Source organism: Nocardioides litoris, assembly GCF_006346315.1.
Lineage (GTDB): Bacteria > Actinomycetota > Actinomycetes > Propionibacteriales > Nocardioidaceae > Nocardioides > Nocardioides litoris.
In genome coordinates this window covers 175,150-199,289 of record NZ_VDMR01000004.1, presented here as the reverse complement: position 1 = coordinate 199,289, position 24,140 = coordinate 175,150, and the positions used below count along the sequence as shown (strand labels likewise).

Sequence of the window (24,140 nt, the reverse complement as noted above, 5' to 3'; positions counted from 1 at the left end):
AGTGGTCTCGAAACAGTCGCCAGCGCGACTTCCTCGACCACCGTCGGTGTGGGTCCAGTCAGGCCGGGTCGGAAGCATCGGCTGCGGTGAGTGGTCTCGAGACAGTCGCTGGCGCGACTTCCTCGACCACCGTGCCGCACGAGGCCGTCTCCAGACCACACCACCGTGGGGGCGCCCTAGGCTGCGCGGGTGCCCGAGCAGCCCGACATCCGCGACGACCTGCTCGAGGTGCTGGCCCGCCGGGCGCTGACGGAGGACGCGGCGCGGCCGGAGGCGGTGGCCAAGCAGCACGCGCGGGGTGGGACGAGCGCTCGAGAGAAGGTCCACGCGCTCGTCGACGAGGGCAGCTTCGTGGAGTACGGCCGGTTCGTCACCGCGGCCCAGTCGGACAAGCGCACCCGCGACGACCTGCTCGACCGCACGGTGGCCGACGGCATCGTGGGCGGGCTGGCCACGATCGACGGGCACCAGGTCGCCGTCCTGTCCTACGACTACCTCGTCATGGCCGGCACCCAGGGCATGCGCGGGCACCGCAAGACCGACCGACTGCTCGACGTCGTCTCCCGGCTCGGCCTGCCCACGGTGTTCTTCGCCGCGGGCGGCGGCGGTCGGCCCGGCGACACCGACATCCCGCTCGTCTCGGCGCTCGACGTGACGACCTTCGCGGCCTGGGCGCGGCTGTCGGGCCGCGCGCCGCGGATCGCGGTGGTCGACGACAACTGCTTCGCCGGCAACGCCGTCATCGCCGGGTGCGCCGACCTCGTCGTCGCCACGCCGCGCTCCAGCCTCGGCATGGGCGGACCGGCGATGATCGCGGGCGGCGGGCTGGGCGACGTGGCCGCCGCCGACGTGGGCCCGCTGGAGGTGATGACGGCCAACGGCTGCGTCGACGTCGCCGTCGACGACGAGCACGTGGTCGACGCCGCGCGGGCGGTGCTCTCCTACTTCCTGGGCCGCGACGACCACTGGACGGCGGCCGACCAGACGCCGCTGCGGGACGCGGTCCCTGCGGGCGAGCGCACGTCGTACGACGTCGAGGCGGTCGTCACCACCATCGCCGACGTCGACTCGGTGACCGTGCTGCGACCGGAGTTCGCGCCGGAGCTGCTGACCGCGCTGGCGCGCGTCGAGGGCCGCACGGTCGGGTTCGTGGCCAACGACACCCGCCACGTCGCCGGGGCCATCACCGCCGACGCCGGAGACAAGGCGGCGCGCTTCCTGCAGCTGTGCGACGCGTTCGGGTTCGCCGTCGTCTCGCTCGTCGACACGCCGGGGATGATGGTCGGCCCCGACGCCGAGCGCACCGGCCTGGTGCGGCACACCTCGCGGCTGCTGGTGGCCGGCGCCCGGCTGCAGGTGCCGCTCGTCGGGGTCGTGCTGCGCCGCGGCTACGGCCTCGGCGCGCAGGCCATGCTCGGCGGCAGCACGCACGAGCCCCTGCTCACCGTGGCCTGGCCCGGCGCCCACCTCGGCGCGATGGGGCTGGAGGGCGCGGTGCGGCTCTCGATGCGGCGCGAGCTCGAGGCGATCGCCGACGACGAGGAGCGCGAGGCGCGGGTGCGCGAGCTGACGGCGTACGCCCAGGCGAGCTCGACCGCGCTCGAGGTGGCCCGGGTCTTCGAGATCGACGACGTCATCGACCCGGTCGAGACCCGTGCCGTGATCGCCCGGGTCGTCGACGCCGCCGACCGCGACGGGCGACTGCGCGGGAGCGGCAACCCGGTCGACACCTGGTGACCGCGCCCGGTAGACACGCGGGCGTGGAGATCCGTCGCCTCGTCCTCGACGACCTGCCCGCGTCCTACCGCCTCTCGGTCGAGGCGTTCGGCAGCCACCCCGGCGGCCCGCCGCCGACACCGACCGCGCTGCCCGAGGGCCGCGAGGTCTGGCTCGCCGTCGACGACGACGGCGCCTTCGTGGCCCGCGCGGCCGCCCACTCCTACGCGTCGTGGTGGCACGGCCGCCGGGTGCCCACGGCCGGGGTGGCGAGCGTGACGGTGGCCGCCGAGCGCCGTGGCGAGGGCCTGCTGCGGCCGGTGTTCGCGGCCCTGCTGGCCGCGGCGGCCGAGCGCGGCGAGGTGCTCTCCACCCTCTACCCGACGGCCAACGGCATCTACCGGCCGATGGGCTACGAGGTCGTCACGTCCTTCGACACCGTGCGACTGGCCACGGCCGAGCTGGCCGCGGTCCGCGCCCCGGCGGCCACCCGCACCCGTCGCGCGCGGGCCGAGGACCTGCCCGCGGTCCACGAGGTGTACGCCGCCTGGGCGGCCGCGCAGAACGGCCCGCTCACCCGCACCGGCCCGCGCTTCGCGCAGACCCCCGAGGAGCAGCTGGCCGACGTCACGGCGATCTCCCTGGCCGTCGAGGACGGGGCCGACGGCGAGCGCGTCGTCGGGTTCGCCGCCTGGGACCGCGGCGAGGGCTACGACCCCGCCACCGCCGCCCTGGAGGTGCACGACCTGGTCGCCCTCACGGCCGACGGCTACCGCGCCCTGTGGCGCCTGTTCGGCAGCCACACCTCGGTCGCCGGCACCGTGCGGCTGCACACCTCCGGCCACGACCCGGCCCGCCAGCTGCTGCCCACCTCGACCTGGCAGGTCGAGTCCCGCCACCCCTACGCGCTGCGGGTCAGCGACCCCGCGGGCGCCCTGACCGCCGCCGGTCCGGCCGTCCCGGGCCTGGTCGCCGAGGTGCCCTTCGGCGTCACCGGCGACCCGGTCGGCGGTGCCGACGGGTCCTACCGGCTCCTGCTCGGCGACGGCCCCGGCACCTGCGAGCGGACGTCCGTGACCGGCGGCCCGACCTTCACGCCGCAGGGCCTCGCCCTGGCGTACGCCGGCGTCCAGTCCTGCGCCAACCTGCGGATGCTCGGCCTGCTCACCGGGCCCGACGAGCACGACCGGGTGCTCGACGCCGCGCTGGGCGGCCGCCCGGCCCACGTGCGCGACTACTTCTGAGCCGGGCGGGAGAGGCTGGGCCGCATGAGCAACGCCGGCTACCCCCCGCCACCACCCCCGCCGCCTCCGCACGGCCGCCCCCAGCACGTCTCGGGCGACGTCGACCCCCGCTCGGCCGGCCTGCTCCGGCGCGAGCGGCCCGGCTGGGCGCTGGCCTTCGCCGGCGTCGGGACCGCGGCATCCCTGGCCGGGCTGTTCCTCCCCCGGTGGGTGGAGCTGTGGTCCTCCCAGGGCGACGTGTTCTCCTCCGAGGAGGAGCACCTGGGGCTCTTCGACGCCGTCGACCGGGTCCAGGAGGTCCGGGCCCTCGACCCCGAGGCGCCCGACCCGCTCGGGGTCGCCGAGGTCTACCTGCCCTGGCTGCTGGTCGCCCTCACCGTGCTGTGCTGCGTGGTCGCGGTGGTCGCCGCGCTCGGCCTGCGTCGCCCGGCGCTGACGGGCACCGCCCGGGCGGTCGGCACGCTCCTGCCCCTCGTGGCCTTTGCCTTGCTGGTCGTCTCGGTCTACGACCTCGGGTGGCTGCGCGGCGACGTGCCCACGAGGTTCAGCGCCAGTCCGGTCCCGCCGCCCGAGGAGGCGGTCACCAGCAGCGTCACCCCGAGCGTCCTCGGGATCAACGTGTGGGTGCTCGGCCTGGTCTGCCTCACCGTCGCGGCCATGCTCGGGCCGCGGATCGTGCACCTGCTCCCCGACGGCACCACGCCGGCGACGTACGGCTCGGGAGCTGCTGGCGGGCACGGCGGGCACGGCGGGCACGGCGGGCACGGCGGCGTGCTCCGCGCCCGCACCCAGGTCGTGGCGGCCGTGCTGGCCGCCATCGGTGCCGGGCTCTGCGTGGCCGGCTTCGGCTTCCTCGACTGGTCCTCGGTCGGCGGCTCGGTCACCTTCAACGACCTCGGCGAGGCCGCGCGCAGCGACGGGCCGGGCGGCGACGCCTACGCCGAGGCCTACTTCGGCTGGCTGGGGTGGGTCGTCCTGCTCTGGACCGTCGTGCTGCTCGTGCTGCTCGTGCTCGGGCGCGGCAGCATGAACCCGGTGCCGGTGCGGCCGTTCGTCGCGATCGGGTCCGGCCTCGCCCTGCTGGCGCACCTCGCGGCCCTCGTCGCGATCGAGGACGCGGGCGGCGTCGCCGGGGTCGCCGTCGCCGCCGGACTCGCGTCCTCGACGCTCGCCGCGCTCCTGCCCCCGCGGCTCACGGCGCAGGTGGCGTGGTCGCCTACTGGAAGCTGACGAACCGCACGGCGGGCCTGACCCGCCGCACGTCGCGGGCCGACATCCGGGGTCGGTCCTCGTCGTAGAAGAGCTTGAACCCCATGTGGAAGCGGTCGTTGCGTGCGACGGCGCGGTAGGTCGTCAGCTTCTGGCGCGGCGTGCCGAACCCGTCGACGTGCTGCACCTCGGCCAGGCCCGGCCGGTCGACGAGACGGTCGACCCCCCGGACCATGTCGGCGCGGAACTGGTGGAGGACGAACAGCTTCTCCGGCAGCCCCGCCTCCGCCCGCAGGCCCTCGAGCCAGCCCGAGACGAGGTTGACCTCCTGGGCCCGCACCGCGCCGATGACCCGGCCCGGCACCTCGTCACGGGCCATCCGCCACTCGGGGTCGAGCGCGAGACCGACGTGCGGCTCGCGCAGCGCCCAGGCCCACCGCTTCGCCACGTCGAGGAAGCGCGCCCGGCCCGGCTGGATGTCGAGCAGCAGCAGCGCGCCCGTGCGCCGGGCGGCCTCGACGTACCGCTCGACCACGGCCCGAGGCACGTCGTGGCTGAAGTCGCCGTCGCGGCCGGGGTGGCCGTCGGCGACGGTGACGATGAGCTCGTAGACCAGCTGCACCTCGCGGTCGGGCTGGGTGTCGAAGGCCCGCGCGGCACGCGCCAGCCGTCGGTGCATCGTGGCCGGGTCGGACTCGCCGAGCACGCCGAGGGCGCCCGTGCCGCCGGTGCCGTAGTAGGCGACGAGGAACCGGCCGTCGCCGAAGATGCGCCCGTCGGCCGCGTGCGCGCGACGCCCGGAGGGTGGCCCGGGCGCGGCCGTCGGTGGCGACGGGTCGGCGGTCGGCGTACGGGCGGGACGGCCGGCGTCCCCGGAGGTGTCGGCGTCGCCCACCTCGCGAGGCTCGTCGCGGCCCAGGCCGACGACGGCCGCGACCAGCAGCAGGAGCACGACCGCGGCGAGCGCGAGGCGGGCGCCCCACGCGTCGCGCCCGCCGGCCTCGGGCACCGTCAGGAGGTGACCGCGCCGTGGGCCGCGGAGGCCACGGTGCGGGCGTACTTGCCGAGGACGCCGCGGGTGTACTTCGGCGGCAGCGGCTCCCAGCCGACCTTGCGCTCCTCCAAGTCGCTCATCTCGACCTCGAGGGTGCGGTTGAGGACGTCGAGGGTGATCGGGTCGCCGTCGCGGACGAACGCGATCGGACCGCCGTCGACGGCCTCGGGCGCCACGTGGCCCACGCACAGGCCGGTCGTGCCGCCGGAGAACCGGCCGTCGGTGAGCAGCAGGACGTCCTTGCCGAGGCCGGCGCCCTTGATGGCGCCGGTGATGGCGAGCATCTCGCGCATGCCGGGGCCGCCCTTCGGGCCCTCGTAGCGGATGACGACGACGTCGCCGGCCACGATGCGGCCCGCGGCGAGCGCGTCCATCGCGGCCCGCTCGCCGTCGAAGACCCGCGCGGTGCCGGTGAAGACCGACTCGTCGAACCCGGCGCTCTTGACCACCGCGCCCTCCGGGGCCAGCGACCCCTTGAGGATGGTCAGGCCGCCGGTGGCGTGGATGGGCCGGTCGATGGCCCGGATGACGTCGTCGTCGAGCGGCGGCGGGGCGATGTCGGCGAGGTTCTCGGCCATCGTCCGGCCGGTGACGGTGAGGCAGTCGCCGTGCATGAGCCCGGCGTCGAGCAGCGCCTTCATCACGACCGGGATGCCGCCGACCTTGTCGACGTCGTACATCACGTACTTGCCGAACGGCTTGAGGTCGCCGAGGTGCGGCACCTTGTCGCCGATGCGGTTGAAGTCGTCGAGGGTCAGGTCGACCTCGGCCTCGCGGGCGATGGCCAGCAGGTGCAGGACGGCGTTGGTCGAGCCGCCGAGGGCCATGACGACGGTGATGGCGTTCTCGAACGCCTCCTTGGTCATGATCTGGCGCGCGGTGATGCCCTGGCGCAGCATCTCGACCACCGCCTGGCCCGAGCGGTGGGCGAACCCGTCGCGCCGGCGGTCGACCGCCGGCGGCGCGGCGCTGCCCGGCAGCGACATGCCGATCGCCTCGGCGACCGCGGCCATGGTGTTGGCGGTGTACATGCCGCCGCAGGCGCCCTCGCCGGGGCAGATGGCGCGCTCGACCTTGTCGACCTCCTCGCGGGAGATCTTGCCGGCCAGGCAGGCGCCGACGGCCTCGAAGGCGTCGATGATCGTCACGTCACGGCCGTCGACCTGCCCGGGCATGATCGAGCCGGCGTACAGGAAGACCGAGGCGAGGTCGAGGCGTGCCGCAGCCATGAGCATGCCCGGCAGCGACTTGTCGCAGCCGGCGAGCAGGACCGAGCCGTCGAGGCGCTCGGCCATCATCACGGTCTCGACCGAGTCGGCGATGACCTCGCGCGAGACCAGCGAGAAGTGCATGCCCTCGTGGCCCATGGAGATGCCGTCGGAGACCGAGATGGTGCCGAACTCGAGCGGGTAGCCGCCGGCGGCGTGCACGCCGTTCTTGACCGCCTTGGCCAGCCGGTCGAGCGGCAGGTTGCACGGGGTGATCTCGTTCCACGACGAGGCGACGCCGATCTGCGGCTTCTCCCAGTCCTCGTCGCCCATCCCGACCGCGCGCAGCATGCCGCGGGCCGCGGCCCGCTCCAGCCCGTCGGTGACGTCGCGCGAGCGGGGCTTGATGTCGGGCTTCTCGCTCATGCGGCAAGCCTAGGCGGGGTGGCGTGCCGCGGGTCCCTGCGGGCCACACGGTGGTCGAGGAAGGACGACGTCCTGTCTCGAGACCACCCGACCGCAGCCAGCTCGTGGTCTCGAGACAGGCGCCAGCGCGCCTTCCTCGACCACCGTGGGTCGAGACCACGCCCGAGGCACCCCACGGTGGTCGAGGAAGGACGACGTCCTGTCTCGAGACCACCCGACCGCAGCCAGCTCGTGGTCTCGAGACAGGCGGCAGCGCGCCTTCCTCGACCACCGTGGGTCGAGACCACGCCCGACGGCACCCCACGGTGGTCGAGGAAGGACGACGTCCTGTCTCGAGACCACATGACCGCAGCCAGCTCGTGGTCTCGAGACAGGCGCCAGCGCGCCTTCCTCGACCACCGTGGGTCGAGATCACGCCCGACGGCACCCCACGGTGGTCGAGGAAGGACGAAGTCCTGTCTCGAGACCACATGACCGCGGCCAGCACGCACGACCGCGAGCCGGCCCGTGGGGTCGGGTCAGGCCTCGGCGGCGGACTTGAGCTGGGCGAGGCCGCGCTCGAAGTCCTTGCCGAGCAGCTTCTCCATCGGGACCACCCGACCGACGAGGCCGGCGAGGCCGCGCTGCTCGCCGGTCATCGTCCACGTGACGTCGGTGGCCAGGCCGGCGGGGCGGAGGTCGAAGGTGACGTCGCTGGTGGAGCGGAAGGGCTTGTCGAAGACCAGCCGCACCTCGACCTTCTCCGGGGTCGAGCCCACGACCTCCATCGACCCGCGGCCGGCCCTGCGGTTGCCCGACCACTCGTAGCGCGCGCCGACGCCGGCGGGCGGGCCGGCGTACGTGCGCTGCAGGTCGGGGTCCAGGCCCTCCCAGGGCGACCAGGCCCGCCACTCGCGCAGGTCGTGCACGAGGCGGTGGACCAGGGCGGGGTCGGCGGCGATGGTGGTCGACCGACTGACGCGGTAGCTCCCCATCTCGGCATGGTGGCACAGCCCGCACCAGCGCGTGTCCTGGCGCGTGTCCTAGCGTGGAGCCGGTGCGCCGCCCGACCACCGTCCCCTCACCGGTCGCGCTGGTGCTGGTCGGGATCGCCTCGGTGCAGCTCGGCGCCGCGATCGCCAAGACGCTGTTCGACGAGGTCTCCCCGACCGCGCTGGTGCTGCTGCGCCTGCTCACCAGCGCGCTCGTGCTCTGCGCGTGGGCTCGGCCCCGGCTCGCCGGCCGCAGCCGCGGCGACCTCCTGCTCGTGCTGGCGTTCGGGGCCTCGCTCGGCCTGATGAACCTCTCGATCTACCAGGCCTTCGCCCGGATCCCGCTCGGCATCGCCGTCACGCTCGAGTTCGTCGGGCCGCTCACGCTCGCCGTCGTCGGGTCGCGCCGCCCGCGCGACCTGGCGTGGGTCGGCCTGGCCGGGGTGGGCGTGGTCCTGCTCGGGGCCGAGCGGTCCGACCTCGACCTGGTCGGCGTGCTCTTCGCGCTGCTGGCCGGGGGGTTCTGGGCGGCGTACATCCTGCTCTCCGGCGCGACCGGACGCCGGTACGACGGCCTCGGGGGGCTCGCCCTGGCCAGCGTCGTCGGGACGATCCTGGTCGCGCCGTTCCTGCTGGTCGGCGACGCGACCGACGCCATGCTCGACCCGCGGATCCTGCTGCTCGGGGCCGCCGTCGGCCTGCTGTCCTCGGTGGTCCCCTACAGCTGCGAGCTGGTCGCGCTCCGCTCGATGCGTCCGGCCGTCTTCGGCATCTTGATGTCCCTCGAGCCCGCGGCCGCCGCCCTCGCGGGGATCCTCGTCGTCTCGGAGTCCCTCACCGCCCTGCAGTGGCTCGCGATCGCCTGCGTGGTCGCCGCGAGCGTGGGCGCCACCCGGCAGCGCACCGTGCTCGCCGACCCGGTCCCGGACTGACCCCGAGTTCACCCAGATGTCACGCCGTCGTGACGGGGGGCGATTGACGGGCGGCGTAGCGTCAGGACCATGCTCGGCACCCCCTCCATGGCGGGTCCCCTCCGGGGCCTCGTGCAGCGACTCCAGGACTGGCCCGTGGCCAGCCAGCAGCAGGCCCGCCGCAACGCCATGGTCGCGGCGACCGCCTGCGCCCAGCGTCGCGCCGAGCGGGAGGACGTGGCCGACTACCTCGCCGCGCTCCCGGTCCGCGACCCGGCCGCGGCACCGCTGCCGGACGCTGCCCCCGGCGTCCACCGGGGCTAGCCCGCGACGGTCCGACCGCCGGTGCGGCAGAATCGGTCCATGCCGACCTCCGCCGCGCGGGCCGTCACGGCCCCCACGCCGGCCTTCCGCGACATCCGGTCCGACGACGGCACCACGCTGCGCGCCTGGACCAACGACCCCGACGGCCGCATCGACGGGCCCACCGTGGTGCTCTGCAACGGTCTGGGCACCAACGCCTGGTGCTGGCCCGCGCTGCTCGACCCCGACTGCGGCGTCCGCATCGTGTCCTGGAACCACCGCGGCGTCGGTGGCTCCGAGCGCCCGGTCGACCCCGCCCACGTCGAGATCGAGCACTTCGTCGAGGACGGCCTGTCGGTCATGGACCACTTCGGCATCGACCGGGCCGTGCTGATGGGCTGGTCGATGGGCGTCAACACGATGTTCGAGCTCACCGCCCGCCACCCCGAGCGCGTGGCCGGTCTGTTCGCGGTCGCCGGCGTGCCGGGCGACACCTTCGCCACGATGCTGGCGCCGTTGCGCCTGCCGCACCCGGTGGCCCGCGCGCTCACCGTCAACCTCTCCCGCGGCATGACCGTCGCCGGCAGGGCCCTCACGCCCGTCGCCCGGCGGCTCCCGATCGGCCGCAGGGCGATCGGTGCGCTGTCGCACTCGGGGTTCATGCTCCCGGTGCGCGACGTCGACGGCACGGCGGTCGCGGTCAAGGAGTTCCTGACCACGCCGCTCGACTGGTACTTCCACCTCGCCCTGAGCACCTCGCGCCACGCCCGCGTGTCGCTGTCCTCCCTCGACGTGCCGGCGATGTTCGTGGCCGGACGCTGGGACGTCCTGGCCGGCGCCCGCGACATGGCCACCGCGGCCGCCCGGATGCCCGAGGGCGAGTACGTCGAGCTGCGCGGCTCGCACTTCCTGCCGCTCGAGAAGCCCGAGGTGGTGCACGGGCTGCTCCTGGAGTTCCTCGAGAAGGTCGGCTGAGCGTGCGTCGTACGACGGCGGGCGCGGCGGCCGTGCTGCTGCTGGCCGGTGGCGCCCTGTCCGCGTGCGGCCAGGGCGGCAACGAGACCGACGTGACGATCACGGGCACGACCCCGCCGGCGTCGGGCTCGCCGTCCCCGTCCCCGTCGCAGGACCCGACGACCGACGCGCCGACGGCCGACCCGACCCCGGCCGGGCCGCCGGAGGTCGTCGGCACGGTCGCGACCGGCCTCGAGGCACCCTGGGGCCTCGACTTCTTCGCCAACGGCGACGCGATCGTCACCGAGCGCGACACCCGCCGGGTGCTCCGGGTCTCGCCCGAGGGCGACGTCAAGGAGCTCGGCGTCGTCGAGGCCGCCCGGCCCGACGGCAGCGGTGCGGAGAACGGCCTGCTCGGCGTGGCCCTCTCCCCCGACTTCGAGGACGACCGGCAGGTCTACCTCTACCTCTCCGCCGCCCAGGACAACCGCGTCGTGCGCGCCCCGCTGCGCCGCGACCGGCTCGGCGAGCCCGAGGTGCTGCTCGACGGCATCCCGCGGGCGTTCATCCACGACGGCGGCCGGCTGGCCTTCGGGCCCGACGGCTTCCTCTACGTCTCCACCGGCGAGGCCGGCGACCCGCCGCTCGCCCAGGACCGCGGCTCCCTGGGCGGCAAGGTGCTGCGGCTGACGCCCGACGGCGACCCGGCTCCCGGCAACCCCTTCGACTCCCCCGTCTTCTCCTACGGCCACCGCAACGTCCAGGGCCTCGCCTTCGACGACGCCGGACGGCTGTGGGCCTCGGAGTTCGGCCAGGACACCTTCGACGAGCTCAACCTCGTCGAGTCCGGCAGCAACTACGGCTGGCCCGAGGTCGAGGGCGACGGCGGCGAGCCCGACTACGTCGACCCCCAGCAGACCTGGAACACCGACGACGCCTCCCCCTCCGGCCTGGCCTACCTCGACGGCTCGCTGTGGATGGCTGCGCTCAAGGGCGAGCAGCTGTGGCGCGTCACCGTCGACGGCGCCCGCGCGGTCGACCCCAAGGGCTTCTTCGTCGGCCAGTACGGCCGCATGCGCACCGTCGCCGCCGCCCCCGACGGGATGCTGTGGGTCACCACGAGCAACCGCGACGGTCGCGGCGATCCCGCCGAGGACGACGACCAGATCCTGCTCGTCCGCCCCTGACGGTGAGGCCCGACCCGGGGACTCCGAGGGGTCAGGACCCGGTGCGCTCGGCGGCGTTGCGGAGGACGCACATCTGGTTGCCCTCGGGGTCGGCGAGGGTGACCCAGCCGGTGCCCTCGCCGTGGATGCCGCGGTGGTCGGCCACGAAGGTCGCGCCGTGGGCCAGCAGGCGCTCGACCTCGGCGTCCCGGGTGCCCTCGCGCGGGGCGATGTCGAAGTGGATGCGCTTGGCCGGCAGCTCGGCGTCGGGCACCTCGATGAACAGCAGCTGGGCGCCGGTCTCGGGGTCGCGGATCATGCACTCCTCGTGCCCGGGCAGGTTGGGGTCGCCCTCGAGGTCGCTCCAGCCGAGCACGCCCTTCCACCACTCGGAGAGGGTGTAGGCGTCGTGGCAGTCGATCGTGGTGTGCGAGATGTAGGACGTCACGGCTCCCGAGCCTGCCAGGGACGACCGCGGCGGGGCCTCTGCATTTCGAAGCCCCACGTCAGACGTGGACGCCGTGCTCGGCGAGCCGCTCCTCGAGCGCAGGACGCCCCTCGGTGAAGGTCCAGTGGACGCCGGCGAGGCCGACCGACCGGGCGGACTCGACGTTGTCGAGGCGGTCGTCGACGAACAGGACCTCGGGCGCGGGGGCGCCGATGCGCTCCAGCGCCCGCTCGAAGTAGGCCGCCTCGGGCTTCACCGCACCGAGCTGCCAGGAGTAGCAGGAGACGTCGAACAGCTCGTCGAAGCCGAGCTCGGTGGCCATGTAGGTGCCGCGGTGGCGCTCCTGGTTGGTGCCCAGGTGGACGCCGTACCCCGCGGCGCGCAGCTGGTGGACCAGCGCGATCGACGACGGCACCAGCTCGATCGAGGTCCACACCGCGGCGAACAGGTCGCGGGCGTCCACCTCGGCGTCGTACGCCGCCAGGTGGCGGGTCAGGTGCTCGAAGAAGTCCTCCTCGCCGCGCAGGGCCGGCAGCTCGAGCCGCCAGGACTCGAGGATGAACTCCTCGGCCCGCTCTCCCAGCCACGGCTCGACCCGCTCGACCCAGCCGCCGGGGAGGTCCTGCAGGACCCCGTCGGCGTCGAGCAGGACGTGGCGGACGGTGTCGCTCACCGGCCCCTCACGCGCCGTTCTCGGCGATCCAGCCCAGGATGCGGTCGGCCAGCTCGGGCCGGCACACGACGAGGTCGGGCAGGTAGACGTCGTCCTGGTTGTAGCGCAGCGGGCTGCCGTCGATGCGGCTGGTGAACAGGCCCGCGGCCCTGGCCACCGCGACGGGCGCGGCGCTGTCCCACTCGTACTGGCCGCCGGCGTGGACGTAGGCGTCGGTGACGTCACGGGCGACCGAGAGCACCTTGACGCCGGCCGAGCCCATGGCGACCAGCTGCGCGTCCAGCTCGGCGGCCAGGCCGTGCACGAACTCCGGCGGCCGGCTGCGCGAGACCGCGATGCGCGGCGACGCGCTGGTCGAGGGGGGTACGACGAGGGGCGTGCCGGTCGTGAAGGTCTCCCCCAGCGCCGGCTGGGCGACCGCGGCGGCTGTCAGGTCACCGGCACCGGTCGAGCCGTCGCCGGCGCCGCGCTCCCACAGCGCCACGTGGACGGCCCAGTCGTCGCGGGGCGGCTCGGAGAACTCGCGGGTGCCGTCGAGGGGGTCGATGATCCAGACCCGCTCGGCGTCGAGGCGCGCCTTGTCGTCCTTGCCCTCCTCGGAGAGCACCGCGTCGGTGGGCCGGTGCCGGGCGACCAGCTCCATGAGCAGCTCGTGGGCGGCCCGGTCGCCGGCGTCCTTGAGCTCGCGACCCTCCAGGCCCTCGCTGCGGACCTCGAGCAGCCGACGGCCGGCCTCGTCGGCCAACCAGGCGGCGAGCACGTGGTCGTCGGTGGCGGCGGACTCGGGCGGCAGGGTCGGCTCGTAGGTCACGAGGCCCGAGCGTAGTGGCCGCCGCCGACGTACCCTCGACGCGATGCCGTCTCCCCGTCGACCCCGTCGCACGAGCCTCGCCACCGTCGTGGCGCTCGCCGCCCTGACCCTCGGCTGCGGCGCCGCTCCCGACGACGCACCCACTACGCCACCCGACCCGACGAGCGCGGCGCCGGCCGCCCCGAGGACCGGCAGCGCGGCTCCCGGGCGTGCCGAGCCGGCGCGGCCGACGACGCCGCGGGCCCTGGCCACCCAGCTCGAGGCGGCCGAGCGGACCATCGCCGGCGAGGCCGCCGCCCCCGCCGCGGTGGCCGAGGCCGGGCGCCGCCAGCAGGTCGCGCTCCGCGTGCTCGGAGCCCGCCCGGCCTGGGACGCCCGGGTCCGGGCCCTGGTGCCGCGCTGGGTGTGGCGCATCGCCGTGCCCAACCTCGAGAGCCGCCGCGCCTTCCGCTCGATGCACGGCGAGCTCGCCCGCACCCTCCCCGCCTGGCGGATCGTGCGCCCCGAGGCCCCCCAGCGACTGCTGGCGCACTACCGCGAGGCGGAGCGCCGGTTCGGGGTCGACTGGGAGTACCTCGCCGCGATCAACCTGGTCGAGACGGGCATGGGGCGCATCCGCGGCACCTCGGTCGCCGGCGCGCAGGGTCCGATGCAGTTCATGCCGGCCACGTGGGCGGCGTACGGGCGCGGCGACGTCGACGACCCGCGCGACGCGGTCCTGGCCGCGGGCCGCTACCTGCAGGCGATGGGCTTCCGCAGCGGGTCGCGGGCGGCCGTCGACCGGGCACTGTTCCGCTACAACAACCACACCGCCTACGTGCGCGGCGTGCGGCTGCTCGCCGAGGTCATGCAGCGACGGCCGCGGTCCTACCTCGGCTACCACGCCTGGCGGGTCTACTACCTGACCGCGCGCGGCGACGTGCTGCTCCCGGTGGGGTACGCCGAGCGCCGGCCGGTCCCCGTCGGCGACTACCTGCGCAGCCACCCGCAGGGCTGAGCCCCGCGGCCCGACCGCGCCCTACGTTGGTCGGCATGAGCTACGCCCTCAGCCGTGTCATGAGCACCGCCACCGCGTCGTACGCCGTCTACGCGCTGAGCAACCCCGAGCACCTCGGGCAGGCCGTCGACGCCGGCAAGCACGAGCAGGAGGGCTACGACCTGCTCGCGCAGGTCTTCGGCGTGCGCGACCTGGCCGTCAGCACCTTCGGCGTGCTCGGCCGCGGCCGCACGGTGCGCACCGCGATGTGGATCCGGATCGCCTGCGACGTCGGCGACGGTCTGCTGCTCGCCGCGCGGGCAGAGGACGACGAGGTGCGGGCCAAGGTCCTCGGCGTGACCATGACGTGGGGCGCGCTCAACCTGGTCGCGCTCACCCTCGACCGGCGCCGCGCTGCGAAGGTCGAGGCAGCCAAGAAGGTCGGCTCGGCCGCCGGCACCGTGGTCTCCAAGGTCGCCGACAAGGTCACCTGACTACCTGCTGGACGATCCGCCCGCGCGGCGACCGCACGGTGGTCGCGGAGGTTCCGCGAGGAACCGTCTCGAGACCACACGACCGCATGGTCAGGTCGAAGTAGATCGCTGCGGTCAGGTGGTCTCGAGACAGTCGCTGGCGCGACTTCCTCGACCACCGTGGGTCGCTGGCGCGACTTCCTCGACCACCGTGGGTCGGCCGCGCGGCGCCCTCGACCACCGTGGGTCAGGAGTTGTAGCGCTGCTGGGTCTTCTCCAGGCCCTCGAGCACCAGGGACTCGACCGCGTCGGCGGCGGTGTCGACCTGGAACGGCAGCTCCTTGCGCTCGGTGCCGTTGTAGTTGGACAGCACGAAGTCGGCGACGTCCTGGCGGCCGGGCGGGCGGCCGATGCCGGCGCGCACCCGGTAGAAGTCGCCGGTGCCGAACGAGGAGCGCAGCGACTTCAGGCCGTTGTGGCCGTTGTCGCCGCCGCCGAGCTTGCAGCGCAGCGTCCCGAAGTCGATGTCGAGCTCGTCGTGGATCGCCACGACCCGGGCCGGCGGCACCTTGTAGAAGGTGGCCAGGGCCTTGACCGGCCCGCCGACCTCGTTCATGTACGACCGGGGCCGGGCCAGCACGACCCGCGGGCCGTCGCTGCCGGGCGGACCCAGCCGCGCCTCGGCGACCTCGGCGCGCCCCGTCTTGTGGGCGCGCAGCGGGGTGCCGAGGCGGCGGCTGAGCTCGTCGACGACGAGGTAGCCGATGTTGTGCCGGTGCCCGGCGTACTCCTTGCCGGGGTTGCCGAGCCCGACCACGAGCCACACCTCGGCCATGTCGTCCTCCTGGGCGTCGTGGTCGGGGGGCTCGGGCCGGGTCACCGGCGAGATCAGTCGGCCCAGGAACCACCTGAGCCGGGTGAGGATCACTCCTCCTCGGACGACTCCTCGGCGTCGCCCTCGCCCTCGGCGGCCGCGGTCTCGGTCTCGGCGGCCTCCTCGTCGGACTCGTCGCGCTCGATGCCGGCCTCGGCCTCGGCCTCCTCCAGCTCGGCCTCGAGGGCCTCGGCGCTGATCTGCTGGGTGACGTTGACGATGAGCAGCTCGTCGTCGGCCAGCAGGGTGGCACCGGCGGGCACCTCGAGCTGCGAGGCGAGGATCTGGGTGCCGACCTCGGCGCCCTCCACGCTGACCTCGATGGTCTCGGGGATCTGGGTCGCGTCGACCTCGATCTCGACGGTGGCGTTCTCGGTGACGACCAGGGTCTCCGGGCCGGCCTCGCCGACGACGGTGATCGGGACCTCGACGGTGACCTTCTCGCCGCGCTTCACGAGCACGAAGTCGATGTGCTCGAGCCTCCGGCGGATCGGGTCGACCTGGACCTGCTTGGTCAGGGCGAGCTGGCTCGTGCCGTCGATGTCGAGCTCGAGCAGCGCGTTGGCGCCGCCGTGCTTGAGGGCCATCATCGTGGCGTGGCCCGGGAGGGTCACGTGGACGGGGTCGGTGCCGTGGCCGTAGAGGACGGCGGGGACCTTGTCCTCGCGGCGGATGCGGCGGGCGGCGCCCTTGCCGAACTCGGTGCGGGCCTCGGCCTGGATCTTCTCGGTGTCGCTCATGCGGGTGCTCCTCTGCGTCTGGGTCGGCGGGCCTGGCGGACGGGGGCGCAGCGGCACGGCCGGCCCTGTCGATCACGGAGCGACGTGCGCTCCCTCGCCGAGGCAACCCGGGAACTCTACGGTGCGAGCCCGCCCGGGCCGAAATCCGCCCTCCGCACCCGGTCCGTAGGGTGCGGAGGGTGAGCCTGACCCTCGACGAAGCCCGCGCCCGCGCCGCCGCCGTCTCCGACGTCACCTACGACCTGACGATCGACCTGACCGCCCACGAGACCGGCTTCGCGCACGTCTCCGCGGCGGTGGGGTTCGCCTGCTCGACGCCGTCGACGTTCGTCGAGCTCACCGGGGCCGAGGACCTCGAGGTCCGCCTCGACGGGCGCGAGGTCGACCCGGCGTACGACGGCACGCGGATCCACCTCTCGGGCCTCGGCGGCACCCACGCGGTGACGGTGGAGGCCCGGGTGCCGCTGGTCACCGACGGCGACGGCATGCACACCCTCACCGACCCGGCCGACGGGGCGACGTACGTCTCGGCCTACATCGGCATGGACGTCGCCCAGCGCGTCTTCCCGTGCTTCGACCAGAACGACCTCAAGGCGCCGGTCACCCTGCAGGTCGTCGCCGACCCGACGTGGACCGTGGTCGCCAACGGCCGGGTCGAGCAGCACGACGAGGCCACCGGGCGCTGGCGGTTCGCGACGACGCTGCCGATCCCGACCGCGATGTTCGTCTTCTGCGCGGGCCCCTGGCACTCCCACCGCTGGGAGCACGCCGGGCTGCCGTTCGCCTGGCACGCCCGGGCCTCGCTCGCGGCCGAGCTCGACCGCGACGTCGACGAGCTGCGCGCCACCACCGAGGCGTGCTTCGACCACTACGCGTCGCTGTTCGACGAGCCGATGCCGTTCGACTCCTACGAGCAGGCCTTCGTGCCGGGGCAGAACTGGGGCGCGCTGGAGACCCCCGGCTGCGTCACCTACCGCGACGAGTACCTCCCGCGCGGCGTCCTGTCCGAGCGGCTGCGGGCCTCGCGCGCCGGCACCATCGCCCACGAGATGGCCCACATGTGGTTCGGCGACCTGGTGACGATGACCTGGTGGGAGGACACCTGGCTGCAGGAGTCCTTCGCCGACTACATGGGCTACCGCGTCGCCGGCGACGCCGTGGGGCACCACGACCTGCGGGTGATGTTCGAGACCACCCGCAAGGTCAACGCCTACCGCGCCGACGCCCGCCGCTCGACCCACGCCGTCGCGCCGCGGGCCGAGGACGTGCCCGACGTCGACGCCGCGGCCGGCAACTTCGACATGATCAGCTACGCCAAGGGCCACAGCGCGCTGCGCCAGCTGGTGACCTGGCTGGGGGACGAGACGTTCCTGCGCGGCGTCAACGCCTACCTCTCGCGCCACCGGCTCGGCAACGCCGTCCTCGCCGACTTCGTCACCGCGCTCGACGAGGCCTCCGACCGCGACGCCGTGGGCTGGGCCGAGGCGTGGCTGCGCACCACCGGGTTCGACACCGTCCGGGTCGAGCGTGACGCCGACGGCACCCCCGTGCTCCACCGCGACGGGTCCCGGCCCCACCGGCTCTGGGTCGCGGCGTACGACGACGCGCTGGCGCCCGCGGGCGGCCAGCTCGTCGACCTGGCCGACGAGCCGGTGCGGCTGCCCGACCTGCGCGGCCGGGTCGTGCTGCCCAACGCCCGCAGCGAGACCTACGCCCAGCTCGCTCTCGACGAGCAGTCGCTGGCCGCGCTCGGCGACGGCCTGCACCAGCTCGACGACCCGCTCGCCCGGGCCGTGGTGTGGGGCCAGTGGTTCGAGGCCACCCGCACCCGGCGCCTCGGCGTCGGCCCCTACGTCGACCTCGTCGCCCGCCTGCTCCCCCGCGAGACCCACCCGATGCTCGTCGGCTCCGTCGTCGGCCGCACCACCGCCTACGTCCTGCCCGAGCGTGCGAGCGCCGACGAGGTGGGCGGGCTCGTGGCCACCCTGGCCACGGCGTTCGGCGAGGGGCTCGAGGCCGCCACCACCGACGACGTGCGGCTCGCCTTCGCCGAGGGCCTCGCCTCGACCTCGCGCGACGTCGACCTGCTCCGGCGCTGGCTCGACGCCGACAGCGTCGACGGGCTGGCCTGGCCGGCGTCGCTGCGCTGGCGGGTCGTGGCCCGCCTCGCCGCCGTCGGCGGCGCCGACGCGGCGTTCATCGAGGCCGAGCGGCGCCGCGACGGCACCGTCGACGGCGAGCTCGGCGCCGCCCGGGCGCTCGCCGCCCGCCCCTCGGTCGAGGCCAAGGAGGCCGCCTGGGCCGCCGCCACCGACCCCGACGTGTCCAACCGGCGCTTCGAGGCGGTCACCAGCGGGCTCTGGCAGCCCGAGCAGGCCGCCCTCGTGGCGCCGTACGTCGACCGCTACCTCGCCGAGGCCCCGGCGCTCGCCGGGCGCGGCCAGGCGTTCGCCCAGGCCGTCGGCAACGCCTTCCCGCTCGTCCCCCTCGACGCCGACCAGCTCGCCGCCGTCGAGGCGGCCCTCGAGGGCGTCACGCACGTGATCCTGCGCCGCGACTGGGAGGACGCGCTCGACGACCGGCGATGAGTCCACTGACGCTGCGGTCGTGTGGTCTCGAGACGCTCCCTAGCGGGAGCTCCTCGAGCCACGGTGGTCGAGGAAGGCGCGCCAGCGCCTGTCTCGAGACCACTCGACGCGCACCGGGTGGACCGGTCAGGCGTGCCCGTCGAAGAGCTCGGTGACCGAGCCGTCCTCGAAGACCTCGCGGATGGCGCGGGCCAGCAGCGGCGCGATGGAGAGCTTCGTCAGCTTGTCGAACTCGCGCTCCGGCGCGATCGGGAGCGTGTTGGTGAGCACGACCTCGACGGCGGCGGAGTTCTTGAGCCGGTCGACGGCGGGGTCGGAGAGGATCGCGTGGGTGGCGGCGATGACGACGCCGGCGGCGCCGTCGTTCATCAGGGCCTCGGCGGCGTTCACGATGGTGCCGCCGGTGTCGATCATGTCGTCGACCAGCACGCAGGTGCGGCCGGCGACGTCGCCGACGACGCGGTTGGCGGCCGACTCGTTGGGCCGGTCGGTGCGGCGGGTCTTGTGGATGAAGGCGAGCGGCACGCCGCCGAGGCGGGCCGACCAGCGCTCGGCGACCTTGATCCGGCCGGCGTCGGGCGAGACCACGGCGAGCCGCTGTCCGCCGTACGTCGCCTTGACGTGGTCGGCCAGCACCGGCATCGCCATCAGGTGGTCGACGGGGCCGTCGAAGAAGCCCTGGATCTGGTCGGTGTGCAGGTCGACGGCGATCAGCCGGTCGGCGCCGGCGGTCTTGAACAGGTCGGCGACCATGCGCGCCGAGATCGGCTCGCGGCCCCGGTGCTTCTTGTCCTGGCGGCCGTAGCCGTAGAACGGCATGACCACGGTGATGCGCTTGGCCGAGGCGCGCTTGAGCGCGTCGACCATGAGCAGGTGCTCCATGATCCAGTCGTTGATCGGCGCGGTGTGGCTCTGGATGACGAACGCGTCGCAGCCACGCACCGACTCCTCGTAGCGCACGTAGATCTCGCCGTTGGCGAAGTCGTACGCCGAGGTCGGCACGAGCGGGGTCCCGAGGATCTCGGAGACCTCCCCGGCCAGCTCGGGGTGGGAGCGACCGCTGAAGACCATGAGGTTCTTCTCGGTGGCCTTCTGGATGCCGGTCACGGGGGCTCCTCGGGGCAGTCTGGGAGGGCTGGTCTGCGGATCAGCCTTCGGCCGGGTCTGATTGTGCCACCGCCGCCTCGGCCGCGGCCGCCTGGTCCGTGCCGGGTCGCCGCCGTGTGACCCAGCCCTCGATGACGCGCTGGGGGCCGGCGCTCACGGCCAGTGATCCCGGCGGCACGTCCTCGCGGACGACCGTGCCGGCGCCGGTGCCGGCGCCGTCGCCGATGCTCACCGGGGCGACGAAGGTGTTGTTGGACCCGGTCCGGGCGTGCCGGCCGACGGTGGTGCGGTGCTTGGCGACCCCGTCGTAGTTGGCGAAGATCGTGCCGGCCCCGATGTTGGTGCCCTCGCCGATCTCGGCGTCGCCGACGTAGGAGAGGTGGGGCACCTTGGCGCCCTCGCCGATCTCGACGTTCTTGGTCTCGACGAACGCGCCGATCTTGCCGCGGGCGCCGAGCACCGAGCCGGGCCGCAGGTAGGAGAACGGGCCGACGGTGGCGCCCTCCCCCACGACGGCGAGCTGGCCGTGGGTGCGCACGACGCGGGCGCCCGGGCCGACCTCGCAGTCCTCGAGCGTCGTGTCGGGGCCGATGACCGCGTCCTCGGCGACCGTGGTGGCCCCGAGCAGCTGGACCCCGGGCAGCAGGGTGACGTCGGGGGCGAGGTCGACGGTGGCGTCGACCCAGGTGGTGGCGGGATCCATGACGGTGACGCCCTCGCGCATCCAGCGGTCGAGGATGCGGCGGTTGAGCTCGGCGCCCGCGCGGGCCAGCTGGGCCCGGTCGTTGACGCCCTCGGTCTGGCGCACGTCGTCGACGGGGTGCGCGGCCACGGCCAGGCCGTCGCCGCGGGCCAGGCCGATGACGTCGGTGAGGTAGTACTCGCCCTTGGCGTTGTCGTTGCCGACCCGCGGCAGGGCGGAAGCCAGGAACGTCGCGTCGAAGGCCAGGATGCCGGAGTTGATCTCACGGACCTCGCGCTGCTGGGGCGTGGCGTCCTTCTCCTCCACGATGGCCAGGACGTCGCCGTCGTCGTTGCGCAGCACCCGCCCGAGGCCGAACGGGTCCTCGACGACCCCCGAGAGGATGCTGACCGCGGCCTGCGAGGCGCGGTGGTCGGCGACGAAGGACCGCAGGCTCTGGCCGGTGAGCAACGGGGTGTCGCCCGTGGCCACCACGACGGTGCCGACGGCCTCGCCCTCGTCGGCGGCGAGGGCCTCCATCGCCACGGCGACGGCGTGGCCGGTGCCGAGCTGCTCCTCCTGGACCGCGAGGACGGCGTCGGCGACGTGCTCGCGCACCTCGGCCCCCACCGCCTCGCGCTGGTGGCCGACGACGGCGACGACGCGGCGGGGCTCGGTGGCCGCGGCCGCGGCGAGCACGTGGCCGATCATGGTGCGGCCGCCGACACGGTGCAGCACCTTCATCGTCTTGCTCTTCATGCGGGTGCCGCCCCCGGCGGCGAGGACGATGACGGTCAGGTCCTGGGGCACCGGGTCACTCTAGGGCCGACGGGTGACGTGGTCGCCAGTCCCGCGGGCCGGCTCGGGGTCGCCCGGCTCGGTCGTGCCGCGCGGCGCACCGTCCTCGACGCCGAGGACGCGCCGCAGCCGGCGCAGGCCGCGGTGGCGGGCCACGCGCAGGGCCACGGTCGAGACGCCGAGCGCCTCGGCCGCGGCCGCCTGGGACAGCCCGACGGCGTCGACCAGGCCCACGGCGTCGCGCTCCCGGGGCGGCAGCGAGGCGATGGCCTCGCGCACCCAGGCGCGGTCGTCGAGGACCAGGGTGGGGTCGGGCTCGACGGGCAGGTGGTCGCCGGCCTCGGACGGATCGGTGGCGTCGGTGGCACGGCGCACGGCGCGTCGGTGGGAGGACCCCTGCACCTTGCGCGCGATCCCGAACAGCCACCCCGCGAAGGCGCCGGTGTCACCGGAGAAGTCGGCGACCTTGGAGGCCGCGACCAGCCAGGCCTCGGCCGCGACGTCGTCGGCGGTCACGGCGGTGTCGGCGCAGGGGCGGGTGCGCAGCCAGGCGAGGAGCCGGGCGGCGTGGGCGCGGTAGAGCGCTGCCCAGGCCTCCGGCTCGCCCCGCTTGGCTGCGGCGACGACCTCGTCGTCCTCAGCCACGCGGCGTCGCGGCGCTGGTCGGGAGGGCGCGCGGCGTGCGGGTCGGCTGCTGGGCCCGTCCGGGCTCGTCCGCCTCGGGGGTGCGGGTCGGCCTCGGCCCCTGTGGGGAGCCGTTGCCGGTGCCCTGGCCCTGGTTGCCCTGCCCGCGGCCGCGGTCGTCGCGGCCGGGGTCGCCCCCGTCGCGGCCGCGTCCGCTCCCGTCGCCCCCGCCCTGGCCCTGGGCCTGGGCGGGGTACGCCGGCCGTTCGGGCCGGTCCGGCCTGTCCGGCCTGTCCGGTCGGTCGGGTCGGTTGCCGGGGCTGCGGCCCGGGGCGACCGGGCGGCCGGTGTCGCGGCCGGTGTCGCGGCCGGTGTCGCGGCCGGTGCCGCGCTCGCCCGGGGTGGCGGGCGGGCCGGCGGACCGCGTCGCGGAGGGCGGTGGGGGGTCCCCCCTCCGCGACGCGGGGTCCTGGCCCGCCGGGGTGTCGGCGGGGTCCTCGGTGCCGCGTCCGTCGTCGACGGTGCGCGACGTGCCGGGACCGACCGGCGGGGGCGTGTCGGGCCCCCGCTCGGCCAGGGTGCCGACCGCCCACGCCCCGCCGGCGGACAGCGCCGCGATCGTCGCGGTGGCCGCGACGACGGGGACGACCCGCCGGGTCGCCGTCATCGCCGTGGGCCTGCTGGCCCGGGCCAGCAGGGCCAGCTGGTCGACGAGGACGGGGTCGGGCTCCATCGGCTCGGGATCGAGCCGCAGGTCGGGCAGTCGGCGCATCGCTCTGACCGTCAGCCGGCGGGCGTCTCGGCCTGGTCGGCCTGGCACTTCTCGAGGCGCTCGGTGGCCTTGGCGACGCGCTGCTGCTGGGCGCGCTTGGTCTGCTTGGCCTCGTTGCGGGCCTTCTTGGCCTGGGCGAGCTCGCGCTTGGCCTGGGCCTTCTCGCGGCCCGGAGCGGCCTCGGCGACCTCGTTCTTGGCCTTCTTCACCTTGGTCTGCTGGCGCTCGAAGACGGCGGTCAGCCGCTCCAGCGCGGCCTCGGCCTTGTCGACCTGCTGCTGCTGCTGGGCGCAGGGGGCGGGCTTCTGCGAGCCCTCGCCCGGCGCGGCGGTGGCCGAGGTGGCCAGCGCGGTGGGGCCGGCGAGCAGGGCGAGACCGGTCGCTGCGGCGGCGAGGCGAGTGGTGAGGGTCATCTGCGTGGGTCCTTTCGTCGAGCGACGCGCGTCGTGCGACGTCGTACAGGATGACTCGTCGCGAGGGCGGCCCGGCGTTACACCCGAGTCGAGCTTTTCCTCGCGGCCTCCTCCCGCGCGCCTCAGGCGGCCGGCGGGGGCCGCACGGCGGGGCGCCAGGTGACGCGGTCGGAGGTCGACCACCGCTGCCCCACCGTTGACGCGGTCCCCGGACGACTTTGCCCATGTCGGTGGTCGGGAGCGACGTGCAGCAGCAGCTCCCCGGGTAGGAGTCGAACCTACGTCGCTTGTCCTGATTCAAAGTCAGGCGGGCCCTGCCGGCAGACCAACCGGGGATGGATGGTGCACCGAGCAGCGTACGGCGTCGCCGGACCGCTCAGCCCGGCGGCGGCGCCGGGGTCAGCCGGCCGCGGGGACGACGAGGTCGGCGAGGTCGCGCGGGCGGGCGAGGCGCTCGTAGGCGTGGCCCTCGGGGACCCACTTGGTGGCCCAGAGGTCGAGCTCGGCCTGGTCGTCGCCCTGGAGCACGTTGCGGGCGACGGCGCGAGCCCCGGCGGCGTCGGGGTCGAGGTCGATCCAGACCGTCAGGTCGAACCAGTCGCGGGTGTGCTCGCCGAGGAGGCGGATGCCCTCGACGAGCAGCACCGGCGGCATCGGCTGGTCCTCGACGCCCGTGTGCCCGGTCCACCAGCGGTAGTCGTAGCGCAACCGGTCGGGCGGCGGCACGGACCGCACCGAGCGGACCAGGGCCTCCAGGGCCGGCCAGTCGTGCTGCTCCCAGAGGCCTGCGTCGGGTCCGCAGGTCGGGGCGTAGAAGGCGTCGGTGCCCACGACCTGGTCGGCGGCGAGCCCGAGGTCGGCGGCCAGCCGGTCGGCCAGCGTCGACTTGCCGGCACCCCCGTGGCCGGCGATGGCGACCACCGGCACGGGCGGGGCGGAGGCGGCGAGCGCGCGGACCCGCGCGAGCAGGGCGTCGTACGTCGTGGCCGCCACGGCGCC

24 protein-coding genes and 1 tRNA gene are annotated in these 24,140 nt (G+C 74.8%); 10 read left to right on the top strand and 15 right to left on the bottom strand.

The window, feature by feature from the left end; genetic code table 11:
- Nucleotides 1-189 precede the first annotated feature (189 nt).
- From FJQ57_RS15090 to FJQ57_RS15080, 3 genes are read left to right on the top strand one after another with little or no spacing between them, the layout of a single operon-like run.
- Complete coding sequence (locus FJQ57_RS15090) at nt 190-1,737, top strand: acyl-CoA carboxylase subunit beta (RefSeq protein ID WP_139981714.1); 1,548 nt, start codon at nt 190-192, stop codon at nt 1,735-1,737.
- A 23-nt stretch (nt 1,738-1,760) separates the two neighbouring features.
- On the top strand, nt 1,761-2,960 hold the full coding sequence (locus tag FJQ57_RS15085; protein ID WP_170219455.1) for a GNAT family N-acetyltransferase: 1,200 nt from the start codon (nt 1,761-1,763) through the stop codon (nt 2,958-2,960).
- 24 nt (nt 2,961-2,984) lie between these two features.
- Nucleotides 2,985-4,190, top strand: coding sequence for a hypothetical protein (locus tag FJQ57_RS15080; protein WP_139981710.1), 1,206 nt, complete (start codon nt 2,985-2,987; stop codon nt 4,188-4,190).
- On the opposite strand, the gene FJQ57_RS15075 is transcribed toward FJQ57_RS15080, so the two are convergent.
- From FJQ57_RS15075 to FJQ57_RS15065, 3 genes are all read right to left on the bottom strand, one after another.
- Nucleotides 4,177-5,178, bottom strand: a complete 1,002-nt coding sequence (locus tag FJQ57_RS15075; protein WP_139981708.1) for a hypothetical protein — start codon at nt 5,176-5,178, stop codon at nt 4,177-4,179. The two genes, FJQ57_RS15080 and FJQ57_RS15075, sit on opposite strands and share 14 nt — an antisense overlap.
- Before the next feature lie 2 nt (nt 5,179-5,180).
- Nucleotides 5,181-6,857, bottom strand: coding sequence for a dihydroxy-acid dehydratase (gene ilvD, locus FJQ57_RS15070; RefSeq protein WP_139981706.1), 1,677 nt, complete (start codon nt 6,855-6,857; stop codon nt 5,181-5,183).
- 518 nt (nt 6,858-7,375) lie between these two features.
- Nucleotides 7,376-7,831, bottom strand: coding sequence for an SRPBCC family protein (locus FJQ57_RS15065; RefSeq protein ID WP_139981704.1), 456 nt, complete (start codon nt 7,829-7,831; stop codon nt 7,376-7,378).
- Between the two features lie 62 nt (nt 7,832-7,893).
- Between FJQ57_RS15065 and FJQ57_RS15060 the strand changes: the two genes are divergently transcribed.
- The 4 genes from FJQ57_RS15060 (at nt 7,894) to FJQ57_RS15045 (ending at nt 11,183) form a co-directional block, all read left to right on the top strand.
- A complete protein-coding gene (locus FJQ57_RS15060; protein ID WP_246081835.1) occupies nt 7,894-8,760 on the top strand; it encodes an EamA family transporter in 867 nt (288 codons plus the stop codon).
- A gap of 69 nt (nt 8,761-8,829) precedes the next feature.
- A complete protein-coding gene (locus FJQ57_RS15055) occupies nt 8,830-9,063 on the top strand; it encodes a hypothetical protein (protein ID WP_139981700.1) in 234 nt (77 codons plus the stop codon).
- Between the two features lie 39 nt (nt 9,064-9,102).
- Nucleotides 9,103-10,017, top strand: a complete 915-nt coding sequence (locus tag FJQ57_RS15050) for an alpha/beta fold hydrolase (RefSeq protein WP_139981698.1) — start codon at nt 9,103-9,105, stop codon at nt 10,015-10,017.
- Nucleotides 10,018-10,019: 2 nt separating this feature from the next.
- A complete protein-coding gene (locus FJQ57_RS15045) occupies nt 10,020-11,183 on the top strand; it encodes a PQQ-dependent sugar dehydrogenase (RefSeq protein ID WP_246081834.1) in 1,164 nt (387 codons plus the stop codon).
- 31 nt (nt 11,184-11,214) lie between these two features.
- Here FJQ57_RS15045 and FJQ57_RS15040 read toward each other — a convergent pair whose 3' ends face one another.
- The 3 genes from FJQ57_RS15040 to FJQ57_RS15030 are packed head-to-tail and all read right to left on the bottom strand — an operon-like array spanning nt 11,215 to nt 13,094.
- The gene (locus FJQ57_RS15040) at nt 11,215-11,610 is read right to left on the bottom strand and encodes a VOC family protein (protein WP_139981696.1); all 396 of its coding nucleotides are present in this window, start codon (nt 11,608-11,610) and stop codon (nt 11,215-11,217) included.
- 58 nt (nt 11,611-11,668) lie between these two features.
- Nucleotides 11,669-12,283: an HAD family hydrolase gene (locus tag FJQ57_RS15035; RefSeq protein ID WP_139981694.1), complete on the bottom strand. Its 615-nt coding sequence runs from the start codon at nt 12,281-12,283 to the stop codon at nt 11,669-11,671.
- 7 nt (nt 12,284-12,290) lie between these two features.
- Nucleotides 12,291-13,094 carry a 3'(2'),5'-bisphosphate nucleotidase CysQ gene (locus FJQ57_RS15030; protein WP_139981692.1) on the bottom strand — a complete coding sequence of 268 codons (804 nt, stop codon included), beginning with the start codon at nt 13,092-13,094 and terminating at the stop codon, nt 12,291-12,293.
- A 43-nt stretch (nt 13,095-13,137) separates the two neighbouring features.
- Between FJQ57_RS15030 and FJQ57_RS15025 the strand changes: the two genes are divergently transcribed.
- Both FJQ57_RS15025 and FJQ57_RS15020 read left to right on the top strand, forming a co-directional pair.
- Entirely contained in the window at nt 13,138-14,091 is a 954-nt protein-coding gene (locus FJQ57_RS15025) for a lytic transglycosylase domain-containing protein (RefSeq protein WP_139981690.1), read from the top strand.
- Between the two features lie 35 nt (nt 14,092-14,126).
- Nucleotides 14,127-14,564, top strand: a complete 438-nt coding sequence (locus tag FJQ57_RS15020) for a hypothetical protein (RefSeq protein WP_139981688.1) — start codon at nt 14,127-14,129, stop codon at nt 14,562-14,564.
- Nucleotides 14,565-14,790: 226 nt separating this feature from the next.
- Here FJQ57_RS15020 and pth read toward each other — a convergent pair whose 3' ends face one another.
- The gene (gene pth / locus FJQ57_RS15015; RefSeq protein WP_139982156.1) at nt 14,791-15,378 is read right to left on the bottom strand and encodes an aminoacyl-tRNA hydrolase; all 588 of its coding nucleotides are present in this window, start codon (nt 15,376-15,378) and stop codon (nt 14,791-14,793) included.
- Nucleotides 15,379-15,467: 89 nt separating this feature from the next.
- Nucleotides 15,468-16,157 carry a 50S ribosomal protein L25/general stress protein Ctc gene (locus FJQ57_RS15010; protein WP_139981685.1) on the bottom strand — a complete coding sequence of 230 codons (690 nt, stop codon included), beginning with the start codon at nt 16,155-16,157 and terminating at the stop codon, nt 15,468-15,470.
- A gap of 179 nt (nt 16,158-16,336) precedes the next feature.
- Here FJQ57_RS15010 and pepN point away from each other — a divergent pair, with 179 nt between their 5' ends.
- Nucleotides 16,337-18,745 (top strand): aminopeptidase N, encoded by a 2,409-nt coding sequence (gene pepN / locus FJQ57_RS15005; protein ID WP_139981683.1) that lies wholly within the window; start codon nt 16,337-16,339, stop codon nt 18,743-18,745.
- A gap of 126 nt (nt 18,746-18,871) precedes the next feature.
- Here pepN and FJQ57_RS15000 read toward each other — a convergent pair whose 3' ends face one another.
- From FJQ57_RS15000 to FJQ57_RS14970, 7 genes are all read right to left on the bottom strand, one after another.
- A complete protein-coding gene (locus tag FJQ57_RS15000; RefSeq protein ID WP_139981681.1) occupies nt 18,872-19,852 on the bottom strand; it encodes a ribose-phosphate diphosphokinase in 981 nt (326 codons plus the stop codon).
- Between the two features lie 40 nt (nt 19,853-19,892).
- Nucleotides 19,893-21,344, bottom strand: coding sequence for a bifunctional UDP-N-acetylglucosamine diphosphorylase/glucosamine-1-phosphate N-acetyltransferase GlmU (glmU, locus tag FJQ57_RS14995; protein ID WP_139981679.1), 1,452 nt, complete (start codon nt 21,342-21,344; stop codon nt 19,893-19,895).
- A gap of 9 nt (nt 21,345-21,353) precedes the next feature.
- Nucleotides 21,354-21,977, bottom strand: coding sequence for an RNA polymerase sigma factor (locus FJQ57_RS14990; protein WP_139981677.1), 624 nt, complete (start codon nt 21,975-21,977; stop codon nt 21,354-21,356).
- The gene (locus FJQ57_RS14985; RefSeq protein ID WP_139981675.1) at nt 21,970-22,728 is read right to left on the bottom strand and encodes a hypothetical protein; all 759 of its coding nucleotides are present in this window, start codon (nt 22,726-22,728) and stop codon (nt 21,970-21,972) included. The genes FJQ57_RS14990 and FJQ57_RS14985 overlap by 8 nt, the downstream gene beginning before the upstream one ends.
- Before the next feature lie 11 nt (nt 22,729-22,739).
- Nucleotides 22,740-23,141, bottom strand: a complete 402-nt coding sequence (locus tag FJQ57_RS14980) for a hypothetical protein (RefSeq protein WP_139981673.1) — start codon at nt 23,139-23,141, stop codon at nt 22,740-22,742.
- A 257-nt stretch (nt 23,142-23,398) separates the two neighbouring features.
- A tRNA-Gln gene (locus FJQ57_RS14975) sits at nt 23,399-23,477 on the bottom strand.
- A 63-nt stretch (nt 23,478-23,540) separates the two neighbouring features.
- A complete protein-coding gene (locus tag FJQ57_RS14970; RefSeq protein ID WP_139981671.1) occupies nt 23,541-24,134 on the bottom strand; it encodes a uridine kinase family protein in 594 nt (197 codons plus the stop codon).
- Between the last annotated feature and the right edge of the window lie 6 nt (nt 24,135-24,140).

Bases quoted from the DNA above. Each gene is read 5' to 3' on its own strand.
- pth (WP_139982156.1), bottom strand. From the start codon at position 15,378: ATGGCCGAGGTGTGGCTCGTGGTCGGGCTCGGCAACCCCGGCAAGGAG.
- FJQ57_RS14985 (WP_139981675.1), bottom strand. From the start codon at position 22,728: ATGCGCCGACTGCCCGACCTGCGGCTCGATCCCGAGCCGATGGAGCCC.
- FJQ57_RS15080 (WP_139981710.1), top strand. From the start codon at position 2,985: ATGAGCAACGCCGGCTACCCCCCGCCACCACCCCCGCCGCCTCCGCAC.
- FJQ57_RS15065 (WP_139981704.1), bottom strand. From the start codon at position 7,831: ATGGGGAGCTACCGCGTCAGTCGGTCGACCACCATCGCCGCCGACCCC.
- FJQ57_RS15055 (WP_139981700.1), top strand. From the start codon at position 8,830: ATGCTCGGCACCCCCTCCATGGCGGGTCCCCTCCGGGGCCTCGTGCAG.
- FJQ57_RS14980 (WP_139981673.1), bottom strand. From the start codon at position 23,141: ATGACCCTCACCACTCGCCTCGCCGCCGCAGCGACCGGTCTCGCCCTG.
- FJQ57_RS15050 (WP_139981698.1), top strand. From the start codon at position 9,103: ATGCCGACCTCCGCCGCGCGGGCCGTCACGGCCCCCACGCCGGCCTTC.
- FJQ57_RS15010 (WP_139981685.1), bottom strand. From the start codon at position 16,157: ATGAGCGACACCGAGAAGATCCAGGCCGAGGCCCGCACCGAGTTCGGC.
- FJQ57_RS15020 (WP_139981688.1), top strand. From the start codon at position 14,127: ATGAGCTACGCCCTCAGCCGTGTCATGAGCACCGCCACCGCGTCGTAC.
- ilvD (WP_139981706.1), bottom strand. From the start codon at position 6,857: ATGAGCGAGAAGCCCGACATCAAGCCCCGCTCGCGCGACGTCACCGAC.
- FJQ57_RS15025 (WP_139981690.1), top strand. From the start codon at position 13,138: ATGCCGTCTCCCCGTCGACCCCGTCGCACGAGCCTCGCCACCGTCGTG.